This window comes from Chryseobacterium sp. WX, assembly GCF_029542485.1.
GTDB classification, from domain to species: domain Bacteria; phylum Bacteroidota; class Bacteroidia; order Flavobacteriales; family Weeksellaceae; genus Chryseobacterium; species Chryseobacterium cucumeris.
This window is the reverse complement of sequence record NZ_CP120710.1, coordinates 1786134-1802852: the sequence shown is the minus strand read 5'-3', so window position 1 is coordinate 1802852 and position 16719 is coordinate 1786134. Positions and strand designations below refer to the sequence as shown.

General features: G+C 38.7%; 17 protein-coding genes. 5 read left to right on the top strand and 12 right to left on the bottom strand.

What is annotated here, in order from left to right; genetic code table 11:
- Positions 1 to 22 precede the first annotated feature (22 nt).
- Together PZ898_RS08045 and PZ898_RS08040 are read right to left on the bottom strand one after the other, a co-directional pair.
- On the bottom strand, positions 23 to 538 hold the full coding sequence (locus PZ898_RS08045) for a hypothetical protein (protein WP_062674653.1): 516 nt from the start codon (positions 536 to 538) through the stop codon (positions 23 to 25).
- A 17-nt stretch (positions 539 to 555) separates the two neighbouring features.
- Positions 556 to 771, bottom strand: a complete 216-nt coding sequence (locus PZ898_RS08040) for a RebB family R body protein (protein WP_034697211.1) — start codon at positions 769 to 771, stop codon at positions 556 to 558.
- Between the two features lie 384 nt (positions 772 to 1155).
- Between PZ898_RS08040 and PZ898_RS08035 the strand changes: the two genes are divergently transcribed.
- Positions 1156 to 2235: a hypothetical protein gene (locus PZ898_RS08035; RefSeq protein WP_277695258.1), complete on the top strand. Its 1080-nt coding sequence runs from the start codon at positions 1156 to 1158 to the stop codon at positions 2233 to 2235.
- A 62-nt stretch (positions 2236 to 2297) separates the two neighbouring features.
- Here the strand turns inward: PZ898_RS08035 and PZ898_RS08030 are convergent, their stop codons facing one another.
- A complete protein-coding gene (locus PZ898_RS08030) occupies positions 2298 to 3185 on the bottom strand; it encodes a CPBP family intramembrane glutamic endopeptidase (RefSeq protein ID WP_277695257.1) in 888 nt (295 codons plus the stop codon).
- Between the two features lie 175 nt (positions 3186 to 3360).
- On the opposite strand from PZ898_RS08030, the gene PZ898_RS08025 reads away from it, so the two are divergent.
- The 3 genes from PZ898_RS08025 to PZ898_RS08015 all read left to right on the top strand — a co-directional run bounded on the left by PZ898_RS08025 (position 3361) and on the right by PZ898_RS08015 (position 6047).
- Positions 3361 to 3933 (top strand): helix-turn-helix transcriptional regulator, encoded by a 573-nt coding sequence (locus PZ898_RS08025; protein WP_062674661.1) that lies wholly within the window; start codon positions 3361 to 3363, stop codon positions 3931 to 3933.
- An 86-nt stretch (positions 3934 to 4019) separates the two neighbouring features.
- Entirely contained in the window at positions 4020 to 5507 is a 1488-nt protein-coding gene (locus PZ898_RS08020; protein WP_277695256.1) for a class A beta-lactamase-related serine hydrolase, read from the top strand.
- 111 nt (positions 5508 to 5618) lie between these two features.
- Positions 5619 to 6047 carry a DUF3592 domain-containing protein gene (locus tag PZ898_RS08015; protein WP_277695255.1) on the top strand — a complete coding sequence of 143 codons (429 nt, stop codon included), beginning with the start codon at positions 5619 to 5621 and terminating at the stop codon, positions 6045 to 6047.
- Between the two features lie 41 nt (positions 6048 to 6088).
- On the opposite strand, the gene PZ898_RS08010 is transcribed toward PZ898_RS08015, so the two are convergent.
- From PZ898_RS08010 to PZ898_RS07980, 7 genes are all read right to left on the bottom strand, one after another.
- Positions 6089 to 6985 (bottom strand): cyclase family protein, encoded by an 897-nt coding sequence (locus tag PZ898_RS08010; RefSeq protein WP_277695254.1) that lies wholly within the window; start codon positions 6983 to 6985, stop codon positions 6089 to 6091.
- Positions 6986 to 7016: 31 nt separating this feature from the next.
- The gene (locus PZ898_RS08005) at positions 7017 to 7625 is read right to left on the bottom strand and encodes a Crp/Fnr family transcriptional regulator (RefSeq protein WP_277695253.1); all 609 of its coding nucleotides are present in this window, start codon (positions 7623 to 7625) and stop codon (positions 7017 to 7019) included.
- A 59-nt stretch (positions 7626 to 7684) separates the two neighbouring features.
- Positions 7685 to 8230, bottom strand: coding sequence for a hypothetical protein (locus PZ898_RS08000; protein WP_277695252.1), 546 nt, complete (start codon positions 8228 to 8230; stop codon positions 7685 to 7687).
- 60 nt (positions 8231 to 8290) lie between these two features.
- Entirely contained in the window at positions 8291 to 9856 is a 1566-nt protein-coding gene (locus tag PZ898_RS07995; RefSeq protein WP_277695251.1) for a glycine betaine ABC transporter substrate-binding protein, read from the bottom strand.
- Positions 9853 to 10773, bottom strand: coding sequence for an ABC transporter ATP-binding protein (locus PZ898_RS07990; RefSeq protein ID WP_277695250.1), 921 nt, complete (start codon positions 10771 to 10773; stop codon positions 9853 to 9855). The genes PZ898_RS07995 and PZ898_RS07990 overlap by 4 nt, the downstream gene beginning before the upstream one ends.
- Positions 10774 to 10783: 10 nt before the next feature.
- Entirely contained in the window at positions 10784 to 11956 is a 1173-nt protein-coding gene (gene egtB / locus PZ898_RS07985) for an ergothioneine biosynthesis protein EgtB (RefSeq protein WP_062674673.1), read from the bottom strand.
- Positions 11957 to 12045: 89 nt separating this feature from the next.
- Positions 12046 to 13029, bottom strand: coding sequence for an L-histidine N(alpha)-methyltransferase (locus PZ898_RS07980; RefSeq protein ID WP_277695249.1), 984 nt, complete (start codon positions 13027 to 13029; stop codon positions 12046 to 12048).
- Positions 13030 to 13351: 322 nt separating this feature from the next.
- On the opposite strand from PZ898_RS07980, the gene PZ898_RS07975 reads away from it, so the two are divergent.
- Positions 13352 to 14395, top strand: a complete 1044-nt coding sequence (locus tag PZ898_RS07975; protein ID WP_277695248.1) for an alpha/beta hydrolase — start codon at positions 13352 to 13354, stop codon at positions 14393 to 14395.
- A gap of 67 nt (positions 14396 to 14462) precedes the next feature.
- Here PZ898_RS07975 and PZ898_RS07970 read toward each other — a convergent pair whose 3' ends face one another.
- Positions 14463 to 15605 (bottom strand): 1-acyl-sn-glycerol-3-phosphate acyltransferase, encoded by a 1143-nt coding sequence (locus PZ898_RS07970; protein WP_277695247.1) that lies wholly within the window; start codon positions 15603 to 15605, stop codon positions 14463 to 14465.
- A 610-nt stretch (positions 15606 to 16215) separates the two neighbouring features.
- Entirely contained in the window at positions 16216 to 16536 is a 321-nt protein-coding gene (locus PZ898_RS07965; protein WP_062674680.1) for a GIY-YIG nuclease family protein, read from the bottom strand.
- Positions 16537 to 16719 lie beyond the last annotated feature (183 nt).

Genomic DNA, 16719 nt, shown 5'->3' with positions numbered 1-16719 from the left:
GAGACTTCTTCCGGAACTGGATCTACTCGTTTTTTTTTTCAGGATCTTCAGCCTCAGAGGAAACTTCCGTGTAAGATGGGGGAGAAGGAAGGGCTTCTGAGACAGGAAGCGCATTGACATTGTAAATAGTATTGGAAATTTTTGCCTTTACTTCAGCATAATCACTTACCATTTTGAATAAGTCTTTCATCATTTCATTGCCTTTTCCTGCATCCTGGCCTTGAATATTTTCAGCCATCTGAACAGAGGTCTCTTTATTGCCCGGAGCCGGCCCGAAAGTCGTTCCGTAGGTCAATAAATTATTAGCCAATCTGCTCAATGCAATTAAACCTACCTGCTCAAATCCTTTTAAGAATGACTGTAAATCCTGAACCATCATTCCTGTAGACTGTTCTATCATTACTTTGGTTACTCCGGTCATTGGAGAAGCTTTAGGCGGAGCCAATACCTCACTGTTCACAAATACTACAGCTTTCTCCGCCGGAGTGGTAGCATTGGCTGCCTGGGATTGTTGGGTTTCACTGTTGTTTTCACTCATGATGGTAAGGTTTTAAATTATCCTTTTAAAATTTTAATGGCATCTGCAACAATCGCAGGGTTGAGCTGGTTCAAGTTCTGCTGGTTTGTCACAGAATTCTGAATGGAAATTCCACTGGCATGCGTGGCCATCTGGTAAAGCATACTCATAGCCTGTGCGGGAGACTCACCAAGTACCGTAACGTTAGTCTGCGTTACTGCATCTGTAGTCTGGGTGTTTACTGTTTCTGCCATATTCTGGTTTTAATGGGTTACTATTTTTTTTGATTTAAATATTGACTATGAGATTGTTGATCTCTTTTGTCTGATACAAATTTCATTAAATAAAATAAATCTTCATTAAGGGAAAAAACGGAATTTTAAAAAATAAGGGAATTCTCCTATGAGTGAAATTTTAATCATGACTCTTTTACGATATCTAAGAACTTAATGAATGAAATAAACAAATACATTACCTGTAAATAAGGGTAAACCCTGAATTTCTAAAAATGGGTTTTCCCCCTTTAACGAGTCAGAATGTTTCCGCAGAAATTTGTGTTATTATATGGATAAAAACTCTGGAAGTCAGAATAGAGAAAAATTTCAGAAATCAAATAAATAACCTTAAATAAAACGATTATGAGCATTATAGGAAAATACAACGATTTGTTTTTCAGTGCAAAAGGAACAAATAACAAAGCTAAGATAGGAATCAGGCTGAAAAACGGAAAGATAAAAGCAATGACTGTGCAGGAGGTCTTCAATACCTACTTTATAAACAGCAGGGAAAACGAAAGAAAGATGCTGGAAACCCTGGAGCTGATGGGAGGAGATATAAAAGATATCATTCAGGTACTTGACATTTATAACGCAGACTATCTATCTGAAGGAGACTATAAATTCAACCATGATCAGTGGGAAAGTGACAAGTATGAAAATGAAAGAAAAGAAAAGTATGGGGATGTCAGCGAAAAGGAAAGGCATGAAGTTAATATCATTATGAATACCCAGGTTGTTACATCTTCTGTATATCGGGATCTGCAGCAATTGTTTTTTATCAAAAAATTTCATGAAAGAAGATGGGATAACGGAAGTAAAAGTAAAGAATTTATGAGGCAAAGACTTGGTTTATTGAGAAACGGAACAGAAGGCAGTCCTGATCTCCATACGATGACATTCTACAGAACAATGGGAGAAACAGAGTTTAAAGGAATAAGTGAATGGGCTGAAAAATATAGGACAGAAGGTGGAAATATTAAAACTGATCTTACTTTCCATCATGAAATAATGAATACAAAGGTATTTGCCAACGATAATATCCCGAATGAGATACCCGTTCGTCATCATTTGGGCGGATACAGCCAGGCCAGATGGTATGCGAGACCTGATAAGCATCAGTTTAAATTTCTCGTGCAGTTTGTATTGAATAAGAATGCTAAAGGATTCTTTGGAGAGCCGGAGCAGTTAGTTTTACAAAGAACATCCAAAAATAGTAATTCTGCGGTAGCAAAAATTAAATCATGGTTTGAAGATAACGAAATACCGTTTGAAGAAATAAGTAACAGTGAAGGCCAAAAAGCAGGTAGAATTGGCCTTAAAAATGAAGATAAGGAAGGAGAGGGATTAAGTATTTCGTTAGGTGAGAGCAGAGATACCCAGGAAATATTTCAAGATCTGCTCAGCAGAATACGGCTTATTGAAGTAATTGCTCCGGAATAGATTTTTCAAAATTAATAATATATCAAAAAGACAGCCCTTTCAATAAAAGGCTGTCTTTTTAATCAGGAGGTTGCTGAAAGTGGATGATCATCCTCCAGTTCTTTCCTCTTCCTCCAGAAGAAATAAGCCACAACAGCCGTTGCAATAGGCAGCGCAATACCAAACTCATCAATATAATAATTCGTATTTCCCGTATCTGCAGTTAGAGGAGTAAAAATAGACTGTATAAAAAGATTATGACTGGCATGTAAAATAACACCTGTCCATAAACTCCCGGATTTTAATCTTAACCATGTAAAGATGAAACAAGCTGCAAATATCATAACCGTAAAACATAGAAGAGCCAGCCATTTAGGTCCGCCTGTATTATAATTGGAAAAAAGCAGGAGAGGATAATGGTAGATCGACCAGATTACACCCATCCAAAGAGAAGTAGCAGTATAAGAATTCATTTTGGCCAGCTGAGGAGTTAAAAGACCACGCCAGCCTATTTCTTCACCTAATGCAGAGCCTACTGAACGTACCATGCCAAAACTACTCATCAGAATAACATACAGAATGATCGTGAGACCATCTGGAAGATTCCAGCCCATTCCTTTGCCAATTTCCGCGACAAATTCACGATTGTAAAAACCGCCAGCTCCACTGATCCAGATGATGAGGTAAGGAACCAAGCTGTAAAGAAGGGGGATGCAGTACGCCATGATCTGGTATTTTGTAAGTCCCCATTTCCATCCCAGAGAAGAAATGGGGATATTCCGGATACGGCAGGTAAGAAATGCAGCAATAGCAGGACACCACATGACAATTGTTGCATAAGAGATCATTCCGCCGCCAAGTTTTCCTGTACGAATACACATATAATAGACTGGAAGACAGAAAAGCAGAGTAAGAATCAGATAAGTAGCAATATTCTTCCTGATTTCGGATTTGGATAGTGTATTTTCCATAAACTGATGTGGTGTTAGTGTTTGTAAATAACTGAAAAATAGAAAGTTATTTTTAAATAAAAATACACTTATTTTTTATATGATTAATAATTTAAATATCAGTAGATGTAAGAAAAAATTTTAATAAGGAAAACTGTAAATTAGCCAAAACATTTTTTTCAGAATATCCCCAACGATGTCCAAGCTAAAAGCCATAAGAGAACAAAAAAATCTGACCCAGGAAGAGCTGTCAGAACAATCCAAGATTTCCGTAAGAACCATTCAAAGGATAGAATCCGGAACAGAGCCGAAGGGACATACGTTAAGATCACTGGCTCAGGCTCTGGAAATAGAAGAGATTGAATTGCAGCAGGATCAGCCGGCAGCAATTTCAGAAACAGATGAGGTTGAAATAGAAGCAAAAGAAGAGGACGCTCCAATCAATTATTCATACATTAAAATCATTAATCTTTCCTCACTCATCTTTACCCTTTTACCACCACTGAACATTTTCGTTCCGCTTATTCTCATGCATAGTATGAAGCAGAGAAACAGCCTGGCCAGACAGATTATTTCAGTTCAGATGATCTGGACAGTGATGGCGCCTATTACCTTCATGCTTGGCATCTTTTTAAAGTTCGGAAAACAGTTTACCCTGATCCTGATGATCCTGATTGTGCTTTCCAATGTATTTATCATCCTTAGAAATGCAGCCGAAATAGATAAGAATAAAAAACTCTATTTCAGACTGAAATTCAGTATGATATAAAGCCTGTCATGACTTTGTCGGGTTTTTGTCGGGTTCATTTTTAGCAGAAAAACAAAAGGAAATTGAATCTTTGTCAAAAAATAACAATGACAAAGTTTTCAAGGTTCACCCTTCCTTTTTTAATGCTGTTCATGAGTGTCATGCAGGCACAGATAGAAAAAACAGATCCCCTTTATAAAACCATTATGTCGAAAGACAGCCTGTTTTTTTCTACAGGCTACAATACCTGCAACATCAAGCAGATGGAAAATCTGTTGAGCGATAGTTTTGAATTTTACCACGACAAAGGAGGTTTCGAAGACAGGAAAAATTTTATCATTGATTTTAAAAACGGATTGTGCAAATCCCCGGAAACTTATCAGCTCAAAAGAGTACTGGTTGATAAAAGCACAGAAGTTTATCCTATGTATAAAGACGGGAAGATCTATGCTGCCATTCAGAATGGAGATCATCTGTTTTATGAAAAGATGGGGAGCCAGGCGGAGAAACTAGTAGGGGAAGCAAAATTTACCCATTTATGGATACTGGAAAATGATGAGTGGAAGCTTAAAAATTCATTGAGCTTTAATCACCATCCGAAGCAGACTACCGATAGTGAAACCATGTTTGATAACGATCAGTCGATGAAAAGCTGGTTGAAAGAAAACAATATTCCAACGCTGGGATTAGGAATTATCGAAGATGGAAAATTACAGCAGGTAAAAGTTTTTGGCGGGATCAGGAAAGGAATTCCAGTACCTCATAATGCCTTATTTAATGTAGCATCTCTTACCAAACCCGTTACAGCTATGGTAGCCTTACGCCTGATAAGTTCAGGCAAGTGGAAACTGGACGAACCTCTTGATACTTACTGGATAGATCCCGATATTTCTAATGATCCACGGCATCAAAAATTAACCACCAGAATGATCCTGAGCCACCAGACAGGTTTCCCGAACTGGAGATGGATGAATGCAGATAAAAAGCTGAATTTTCAGTTTGATCCCGGCACCAGATACCAATACTCAGGAGAAGGTTTTGAATACCTTCGGAAAGCACTGGAAAAAAAGCTTGGAAAATCACTGGATCAGCTGGCAAAAGAACTTGTTTTTCAGCCATTCGGGATGAATGATACCCATTATATCTGGGATCAGAATACCGACGAATCAAGATTGGCTATAGGATATGATAAAGATGGTAAACCTTATCCAACCGAAAAAAACAAAACGGCCAATGCGGCTGATGATCTTTATACTACGGTTGAAGATTACGGCAACTTTATGGTCAGTGTCATGAATAAGAAAAATCTGAAACCGGATGTTTTTCAGGAAATGATCAAAAAACAGGTCAAAGTAAAAGATCAAAAATATTTTGGACTGGGGTTTGAGATATACGACCTTGGAAACGGTGATTATGCCTTATCCCACGGCGGAGCTGATCAGGGAACACAATGTATTGCCATCATCATACCCGGCTCAGGGAAGGGAATTATAATTTTTACCAATATTGATGACGGTTATAAAGTATATGAGAAGTTGGTTCTTCATTATCTGGGTAATGAAGGAAAGCAAATTGTAGATATAGAAACCAGATAACAGATTGTTTTTTAAGGGTTAAATAATGATGTCATAAATCTTTGTATCTTCGGGGTATCAATCTGAAAACAAGAAAGATAATCAAAATATATGTTTTCAGGATGAAATAGTATGGACAGAAAAAAAACGAAAGCTATGTGGCAATATTATATCATCCTTACAGCAGGAATCATTCTGTTTGCAGCAGCATTAATGAGCTTTAAAAATACTCTTTCATTCTTAAAAAAAGCAGAAAAGGCAACGGCAACCGTTACCTCATTAAGGGAATATGAATCAGAGGGAACCGTATTCAGTCCGGTCTTTACCTTCCGGTCCCAAAATAATATGGAACATACTTTTGAACTGGCGGAAGGAACCAATCCCTCGGCCTGGGCCATTGGAGAAACAGAGACTGTGATCTACGATCCTGAGGATCCTTCCTCAGTAAGTTTATATACCTATTTCAGAATTTTTGCCTGGCCTTTAATCCTGATTTCAATAGCACTGCCACTACTGGTGGTGGGAAGCGGGTATTTTATTGCAGAACGGTTTTTAAAATAATCTTCATTATCAATTTCTTGAGCTGTTTTCAAGGAAACTCTTTATAAGTTTTGTTGTACTGAAGCAAAGGCCCTTACCGGAAAAGTTCCGGCTCCTTTGAATTTTGGAGGGGCAGCCGTAAAGGTAAAACCTTCATCAGGAAGCTGTTCCAAACGACAAAGATGCTCCGCAATTACTATTTCATCGCCCAGAAGAATGGTGTGTACGGGACGGTTTTTGCCTTTTGTGTTATCAATATTATGAGAGTCAATCCCTACAAGTTTTACCTGGCAGTCTTTAAGATATTCTGCCGCGCTTTGCGTAAGGTAAGGATGATTTTCATAATACGTCTCCGTATTCCAGTGGCTATCCCATCCCGTATGGATAAGTACCGCTTTATTTCTGATTTCCCGGTTTCTGAGATATTGATCTGTAATCTCCAATGTTTCCGTATAAGGAATCCGGATTACTACCGCCTCTAATTCAACCAGTTTTTCCAGTTCCATTTCAGCGGTGTCTTTTCCGTTTTCAAACCTGTGGAAAGGACAGTCGATATAAGTTCCTGTATTCGTAACCATTTCAATCTTACCAATTTGAAACGAAGTTCCTTCCTCATACAATTTCTGAGATTCCGTTCTGCTGAGATAATCACAGATGTGAGGAGCGGGAAGCCCTTTATAAGTAATAAGTCCTTCTTCAATCGTGTGGCTCAGATCGATCAGCCGTTCCACAGGAGGTTTTTGTTGTACAGTCTTTCTTTTATGGGGTTCGTTAATGACCTGCTTATTCAGGATATTGACTTTACCAGCCATAAGAAGCCGGAGATCATCAATAATATAATCAATCAGTTCCTGGTCTGTAATATGATCTCCTGCAATGTCAAGTCTGAATTCTTCCCCTTTAAGGCTTCCCCCATTGGTAAAATACACTTCAAAATCAAATTGTACCCTTTTGTCCATTATTAAAATATTTAGACAAAAGTGAAGAAAATCAGATTCTGTTTACTTGACTTAAATCAATTTGCTTTATTTTTTTACTTCGGATCCTGCTTAAGGTTTCAGGACTCATCCCCAGATAAGAAGCAATATGGAAAAGAGGAATTCTGGTTTCAGAATGCGGAAACTGTTCAAGAAAATAAAGATACCGTTCATAAGAATCCTGAAGCAGGAAAGAGCTTTCACGGCGGCATTTTTTAATAAACTCTTTCGTAAGGATTTGATTCATGAACTGATGCCATTTCGGATCTTTTAAAAGCTTGTCTGTCAGTTTTTTGGGAAGAATAATAATTTCTGAAGCTTCCAGACATTGAAAATTAAGAGATGTTTTTTCGCCGGTCAGATAGCTTGTCAGTGCTGTAAAAAAATCGTGTTCAAAGAAAAATTCAGTGTTGATCTCTCTATGGTCTTTTATATAAAAACTTCTGATAACTCCTTTTTGAAGAAAAAAAAGGCTGTCTGCCGTTGAGTTTTCCCGTATGACATAACTGTTGCTTTCCAGATGCCATACTTTTGCTTCGGCAAGGATCATTTCTTTCTCCTCATCGGTAAGATCAAACAAAGGATATAGTGCTGTTTCGAAGAAAGGAGTAAGATTATGCATCGTTTTGAAGGTTTAAACAGTGAACAGAAACTGCAGCTGCAAAAATGCAGCCCTTAGTTCTATTTTACTTTTTCAAGAAGATATAACTTACCACCGGAAAATCCCTGTTTAGGCATAAGATTGCCTTCCAGAACCATAGTTTTATTAGTCACATCAATCACAGATATATAATTGTTGGAATTATACTCTATATAATTCTCCTTTTCTTTCGTTGAAGGATTTTTTCCGAATTCCATAGAATATTTTACCCAATCTTCATCCTGTGTACTGCAGTGTACGGGCTTGAATTTAGACTTTTTAGCCTTGAAAACAATCTGATCAAAACCTTCCGTACATTCCGAAGTAAATGTTCCGTCCGGATTCTGATCTTTTGAAAAATCTTCAAAAGAACCACGGTAAACACCTACTACTTTCCAGGTACCATCCAGACGGTCTTCATCTATCTTTCCCTTAGCCTTGCTTACGGCCCAGCTAATCCCGTTTACTGTACCTTTTACCGCTTTATAACTTAAGCTTACTGCACCTGATACTACTTTTGTAGCCGTTCTTACCACACATGATTGGAGAACCAATACAACCGAAGCCAGCAATAGTATTTTTTTCATTTTGTCAATTTTTTCAGATACGAAGATAGGGTTTTTAAAAAAACTGATGGATTTCAAAGACTATTGATCAAAATAATGGGTAAGATCAGATATATTTTTGATATGAAGATCTTCAGCCTGCTTTCTTCGCATCATCAGAGCATAAGCATTATTAAATCCTAACGGTTTCAGCCATTGAATCCCATATTGTTTTTCAAACTCGGTATTCACATATTCATAGGTTGTCTCAGGACTTTTGGACACATTGCTGATGGTCTCTGTGGAAGGTTTTAAAAGCACTAGAAGCCCTGTTCCGGTATATTCAGGATAAAAATCTATGGCATCATTCATTAACGCATCAAAACATATTTTTGTTCCCCCTAAACCCGTTTTCGTTTCCACTTTATAATCTGTATACCCTTCAATAAGCATCGTATACATTTCTGCGAGAATATATTGCTCACCAAAGATTTTTGAACCAATTCTGACTGTTCCGGAATTTCTTTTTCCAGGACTTTTATACAGACTATTTCTGATGAGAAATTCCTTTGCAATCTTTTCCGGGGTTTCATGGAGATGATCAGCTCTGTAATTCAGGTCTGTCATGATGGAATCTGTGAACTTTCCTGCCAATAGGTTTAAGGTTCTCTCCAGCTCCGGAAATTTTTTCAGCGTTTTGGTCTTGATAATGGGAGCCGCATAATAAGGAGGAAATATTTTTTTATCATCATCCAGTACATAAAGATCATACGCTTTGATTCTGCCGTCTGTAGAATATCCGCTGATCAGATCCAGTTCATTCTCATAAGCAGCCTTATACATAATCGCATCACTTACCACAAGAGGATTTACATTGAGTCCATAGACTGAGCGAAGCCCGATATCACCATCCTGTCTCCCCATAAATTCCGGTGTAAAACCCGCTTTAATCGTACGGTGTGACCCAAAAATCAGAACATATCCTATTCCCAGAATAATAAGGATAACAGGAAGAATATATTTTAGTTTTTGAAAGAACCGATAACCCGATTTCTGGATCATGGCAATAATCTGATCCAGAAAAACAGCTAATAATGCCGCGGGAATGGCTCCAGCCAGAATCATATTCGTATTGTTGAGCGAAATTCCCCCGAAGATAAACTCTCCCAAACCTCCTGCTGCCACAAAAGAGGCCAGAGTAGCCACTCCAACATTAATAACAGCAGCGGTCCTGATACCTGCTATAATAACCGGCATGGCCAAGGGAAGCTTTACCTTAAAAAGAAGCTGGTTTCTGTTCATTCCCATGGCCTTTGCAGCCTCAATCACAGCTGGATCTACACCCGTAATTCCGGTATAGGTATTCCGGATAATGGGAAGAAGGGCATAGATCAATAAAGCAGCAATGGCGGGCTTCGGACCAATGCCTAAAACAGGAATCATAAATCCCAGCAAGGCAATACTCGGAATAGTCTGTAAAATTCCGGCGATGCCCAGCACCGGACTGGAAAGCTTCTTTTTTCTGGAAATCAGTATTCCTAATGGCACTCCCACAATGATAGCCAAAAGCAGAGACAAAAAGGTAAGCCCAAGATGCTGAATGATCTGGGTGGTTAATTTTTCGTGCTGTTCCGCAATAAATTGCCAAAGACTCTGCTGCTGCGTCATACCATCTGTGATTTTCTATACTGATTAAACGCTCTAACCACTTCTTCATACACTTCAGCGTTTTGGTGATCCGAACTCAATTGCTGTAAAATATCCCATACACTTTTACTACCCGTACCGTTGGGTCTGTAGTATACATTTTCTGGTATAAGAAACGGGCTGATGTGATGTAACGATGTTACTTTATACTCTAATAAAAGACGGTTTTTGGTGAAAAAATCACGCACAAAGTCATTTTCAGGGTGGTAAAGCATTTCTCTGGGAGTACCGGTCTGTACAATTTTTCCCTGATCCATCAGACATATCCGGTGACCCAGCTCAAAGGCTTCCTGTACATCATGAGTAACCAATATGATAGTTTTACTTTTAAGTTCTTCCAGAGATTTAAATTCCGAATGAATATCAGCCTTGGTAATCGTATCAAGCGCTCCGAAAGGTTCGTCCATCAGCAAAACAGGATTATCTGCAATCAAAGCTCTTGCAATACCTACCCGCTGTTGTTGTCCGCCGCTCAACTCGTGGGGAAACCGGGAAAGTACCTCTTCAGAAAGATGGAGTTTGGCCAAAAGCTCATCCGTTTTCCTTTTCGTCTTCTTTTTGTCCCATTTCAATAGCTCAGGAACTACTGCAATATTCTGCTGAATTGTATAATGGGGAAATAACCCCGAATGCTGCATGACAAAACCAATTCCCATTCTCAGTTCCTCAGCCTTCTGATCACGGATATTTTTGCCATCTATGAAAATATTTCCGGAATCTGATTCTATGAGACGGTTGATCATCTTAAGCGTGGTTGTTTTCCCACATCCGCTGGTTCCTAAAAGAACAAGAATCTCCTGATCAAATGCCTGAAAAGAAATTTGATCTACTGCCTTTTTTCCGTTAAAACTTTTTGAAATTGATTCTACTGTGATCATCGGCAAAAAATTACTGGGCAAGTCTGATTCCTGTGAACTGCCATTTTAAATTAGGCTGAAAAAAATTGCGGTATGTATTTCTGCTGTGTCCCGGAGGAGTAGCTTCCGAAGCTCCTCTTAAGACCATTTGATTGATCATGAATTTTCCGTTATATTCCCCTACAGCTCCTGCTTCTTTCTTAAAATGAGGGTAGGGCAGATAAGCAGAATTCGTCCATTCCCAACGTGTTCCCCAGTCAAAATAAACGGAAGCCGTTTCCCATTCTTCTTCAGTAGGCAGACGCATTCCTTTCCATGAGGCAAAAGCAGACGCTTCGTAGAAATTGATATGGCACAATGGGGCGTCAGGGTCTATTTCCTGTAAGCCATTGAGGGTATAATACATCCATTTATTTTCGATATAATGCCAGTACAGCGGAGATTTTGCAGCATTCTGTTTCACCCAATCCCATCCTTCAGCATGCCAGTGTCTGAAATCTTCATATCCGCCTGCTTTCATAAATTCTAAATATTCACTATTGGTGACAAGCCGGCTGGCAATTTTAAAATCTGTAAGATATACTTTATGCCTTCCTAATTCATTATCAAAGCAAAATCCATCTCCTTTATATCCAATTTCATAGACTCCTTCAGGAAACCTGAGCATTTCCAGATCTCCGGAGTTGTTTTTTCCGGGTTTTTCTTCTTTTGTATACGCCGGGAAAAGCGGATTGTGCCCTAAAATATATTTAATGTCAGTCACTAATAATTCCTGGTGTTGTTGCTCATGGTTAAGCCCCAGTTCCAACAGCGGTTCAAGAGCTTCTGTCAGAAATGAGCTTTCAAGAAAAGCTTCCATATGCTCATCTACATATTTTCGATATTGATACACCTCTGAAACAGAAGGACGGCTGAGGTTTCCGCGGTCGGTCCGGATCACCCTTGCTCCGATAGTTTCATAGTAGCTGTTGAAAACAAAATTATACTGTGGATCAAAAACCTTGTAATCCGGAAAATGCGGGGTAAGGATGAAAGTCTCAAAAAACCAGGTGGTATGACCAAGATGCCACTTAGGAGGGCTTACATCTACAATCGGCTGTACTACATAATCTTCGATTTCCAGCGGAGCACAGATTTCTTCAGAACGTCTGCGGATGTTCCGATACTTTTTGGTAATATCTTTTGCGATGATCTCTGGTGTCATGTCTTTTAGTTTTTAATGATTACAATTCTATGAAATAAGGATGTTTTATTTTTTCACTTTTGCAGATTGGCTGTGTGTATCATCTCTTTTTATTTTACCTGCCAGATGCTGTCTAAAAACCATTTTTTAGCATCTTTGATTTCTCCTGTGATGGTAAAACCTGATTTCTCGCCCAATTCCCTGATGTTTTCAGGAGAAAATTTCTGTGAAATTTCCATATCGATAAGTTCGTTTTCTTCAAAAGAAATCTTTGTATTGTCAATCATAACATCCTGGCTGATAAGGCTGATCAGAAAACTTCTGCAGGCTCCGGTAACAGGATCATAAGTCTGGTAATGCTGAAATTGTTTCACATCGAAATCACCACCCAGTTCATTGTTGATACGGGTCAGAAGATTAAGGTTAAAAGAAGCGGTAATTCCTTCTTTGTCATTATAAGCCTCCAGAATGATGTGCGGATTTTTCTTGAGGTCAAATCCTACCAATACACGATCTTTTGGGGATAGATTGCTATTCAGATGCAGACAGAAGTCTTCAGCCTCTTCAGGAGTCATATTCCCGATATTGCTTCCTAAAAATAAAACAACTTTTCTCCGGTCCGATAAGGAAGCTGCTTTTTGAAGCATTTCAAAATAATCCCCTTCCAGACAGGTAATTTTCATTTCCGGAAGCTGATTGCTTAGTTTTTTGTGGAGTATCGAAAGGATATTTCCTGAGATATCAATCGGCATGTAAGTAAAGTCAATCCCTTTCCTGATCAGCTGTTCAAGTAAGTAGGTCGATTTCATGGCGTCTCCTGCCCCTAATTCAATCAGGTCGAAAGGTTCGTTTCCGGGAATAAGCAGATCAAGAAGTTCATCTGTTTTATTTTTGAAGATATCCAGTTCACACCGGGTCAGATAATAGGAAGGCATGGCCATGATTTCCTGAAAAAGATGATCACCTATCTTATCGTAAAAATACTTTGAAGATAATTTTTTAGGAGCATTTTGAAGTCCGTTCAAAACATCTGAACGGAAATGATCAACAGCATTTTTTTCAGTCTTAGATTGTGGGTCTAACTGTATATTCATAAGTCTTATTTTGTGTGATTTTGTAGAGTATTGCAATTATCCTGCCTTTTACAACATGAAATTTTTTTTGCATATATCTAATTAAATATAAACAATTTTACTTTTAATAGAATGATTATCATGATGTTTTTACAAGATGTGGTACTTTTTTATACCCCGGAAATTCTTTCTTTTGAAATTAAAATAATGAAGAAGAGTAGGGAAGCTGTCTTGTTTACCGCCCGAAAATCAGTATTCAACGTTTAATATGACCTGTTCAAAGTATTTGTTCTTATTCCGGCTCTGCTTTACTATAATTTTACCATCACAAAACATCACTATTATGAATACTACATTGAACTTCAGTAAAAAAATACAATCCGTTTTGTCCCTGATTATTTTTATGGGAACAGGATTATTGTCTTTACACGCACAGACGTATACCACGGGTGATAAAGATGCGGAAAACATCAGATCCGCTTTTCAGAACACAAAACAAATAAAAGCCGGGTTATTGAACGTTGGGTATGCAGAAGTGGGTCCGGCCAATGGAAAACCGGTTATCCTGCTTCATGGATGGCCCTATGATATCCATAGTTTTGAAGAGTCCTCCGCTATACTTGCTGAAAAAGGTTACCGTGTTCTGGTCCCTTATTTAAGAGGATATGGTACAACGACCTTTGTTTCTCCCAATACAAAACGAAACGGTCAGCAGAGTGCTGTTGCATTGGATATCATTGCTTTTATGGATGCCCTGAAAATCGATAAGGCCATCATTGGCGGTTTCGATTGGGGAGCCAGAACTGCAGATATCATGGCTGCCCTGTGGTCTGAACGATGCACCGGACTGGTAGCGGTAAGCGGCTATTTGATTGGAAGCCCAAAGGCCAATGAAAAACCCTTGCCTCCGAATGCCGAGTTGTTATGGTGGTATCAGTATTATTTTTCAACGGAAAGAGGGTATAAGGGGTATAAAGCCAATACTTTAGCCTTTAATAAACTGATCTGGAAAACGGCTTCACCAAAATGGGCTTTTGATGACCAGATCTACGAGCGTTCTGCCAAAGCATTCGATAATCCTGATCATGTAGATATCGTGATCCATAATTACCGCTGGCGTCTGGGATTGGCAAAAGGAGAAAAACAATATGATGCACTTGAAGCCAGGCTGGCAAAATCTCCGTCCATTTCAGTTCCAACGGTTACTCTGGAAGGTGATGCCAACGGAGCAGCATTTCCCGCACCGGAAAGTTATGCTTCCAGATTTACAGGCAAATATGCACACCATACCTTAACAGGTGGAATTGGACATAATTTACCGCAGGAAGCTCCAAAAGCTTTTGCAGATGCAATTATAGAAGTAGACTCTATGTCGCAATTCAGATAAAAATCTGAAAGGATACAACAAAACCACTGTATTGAGCAGTGGTTTTTTATCTTTATTTTATCCTCAACTAGTTTTCAGATTCTTCTTCAAGCTTCAGCTTATTTACCAAAGGATTGGCATACATGGCCAGGAAATACTCTCTGGAAACAGGATCAGACGGATCAATACGCATTTCAAGCCTGCGGACAAATAACTGTTTTTCCTGCTCCGTATATTCGGAAGCGTAAGTATTGGTGTTGTGCAGAAGATCATACGCAATATACTTGGTCGGCCAAAGCTTATAATTACTGATGATGGATTGGTCAATTACCAGTGCAATGGCCTGCAGCTGTTTGTTTTTATTATCAATGCTGGCTGCTATTTCATCCAGTTCCTGATCCAGAACATCACCGGCATGAAGGTGGATGCGTTTTTTTTGACCCAGAATTCCACTGATGATGTTGGTAAAATCTTCGTTTTTACCTTTAACATATTCCTCATCCCTGTGCTGTGCAAGCAGTTGAGGCATTTTTAACGAATCTGTAGGGTCATACTCATAGGAAATGGAGATCGGAACAATCTTTAATGTTTTAAAATAATCTATAACCGATTGATCTCCGGCTGCCATGGCAAGCATTTTCAAAACCCCTTGCTGGGTAGAATCGTTGCCGTCTTTGGTACGGCCTTCACGCTGGGCAATCCATACAGAACGGTTTTCCTGAAGCAGAAGCTCTTTAATATATTCAGACATGGTCTGTGAGCTTGTCAGCTGTTCACGAAGTGGCAGACCTCTTTGTACCAAAAAATTCCGGTTTAGTTTTGCCAGCACATTTAAGAACTTTTTACGGACAAGATTATCGCCAATGGCAGAAGCAGTCATTACATAACCGCCTTCCAGCAATACCAGATTAAGCAGTGATGTATCCAGAACGATATCCCTGTGGTTCGAGATGAATAGGTAAGAAGTGTTTTTATCCAGCTTATCAAATCCTGAAGTCGTTAAACCGTCAGAACTTTTTGCAAGGATCTGGCGAACGGCAAAGGCTACAAACTGATGCTGGAAATCACTGATGGAATGAACATGCTTAAACTGTTCCAGCCAAACCTGCTCATCCGTATCAGGAAAAGTAAAATTCATAAAGGCTTTCATCATGGGATCACGGGCTATGCTCTGTAATCTCTCATTCACTTCCTGATCATAGAAATACCGGATTTCATCAAACTTAGACATGCGGTTAGGTAAAAATTAAAACTTTTTGCAAAAGAACGAAAATTTATCGGGGGAGAGGGTATAAAGGGTGTTAAAGTATTATGAAGGGCGTAGGAGTTTGGGCTCGGCAGCACTCTTCTATCTTAGTTTGTAGCAGAAATTCAATAGAAATGGGCTTCAGGCCATTTTAATAAGAAAGCATCCCTTTGGCTTTAGCCTGAACTTAAACGTATTATATTGAGATTCCTGCGGAATGACAAACGGTGTGGATAGTCTAAGTGAGCAGTTTGTATTTTGTCTGGGGCAAGTAAGAGATTATGCACACACAAATAAGCGCCCACTTTGTCATTCCGCAGGAATCTAAACTCTTATATTGTCATCACTTATCATCATAAAGCTTTCTAGGCCTGGATTCCTACGGAATGACAAACGTTGTGGATAGTCTAAGTGAATAGTTTGTATTATGTCTGGATCAAGTAAGTGGCTATGCGTGCACATAGAAACACCCACCTTGTCATTCTGCAGGAATATCGACTCTTATTTTATCCTCCGAATTAAAACATTCTCTATGAACTTTCTACATTATTAATCTGACGATATCCAATTTTGTAATTCATATAAAATATCCGTATCAAATCCAGTTTTCAAACAGGTAATTCAAAAATTCTAAATTAGGATTTGTGCTCCTTATCAGTTCAAGTTTCTTATTTCTTGACCAGTTTTTGATTTCCTTTTCTCTTTGAATGGCATGGTGAATCCAATCATATTTTTCATAATAAACTAGAAACTCAAGATTATATCTTGCAGTGAAACTGCCTGGATTTAGCTTCGTTTTGTGTTGATACAATCTCCTGTGTAGGTTGCCTGTAACACCTGTATAAAGAACTCTTCTGTTTTTATTGGTAAGAATATAGATATAGTAGGTATATCTTCCTTTTGAAAACGCAGTCATTTGTGTATTTGTTTTACAAAAGGTACAAAAAATATAGTACCACTGGTTTTTCAATTGGATTTACTTGTTTTTATTCCACGGCTTGTCATTCGGCAGGATGTCACTGTTATTTTATCATCACTAATTATCAGAAAGCTTTCTGCGTCTGGATTCCTACGGAATGACAAACAGTATGGATAAGCT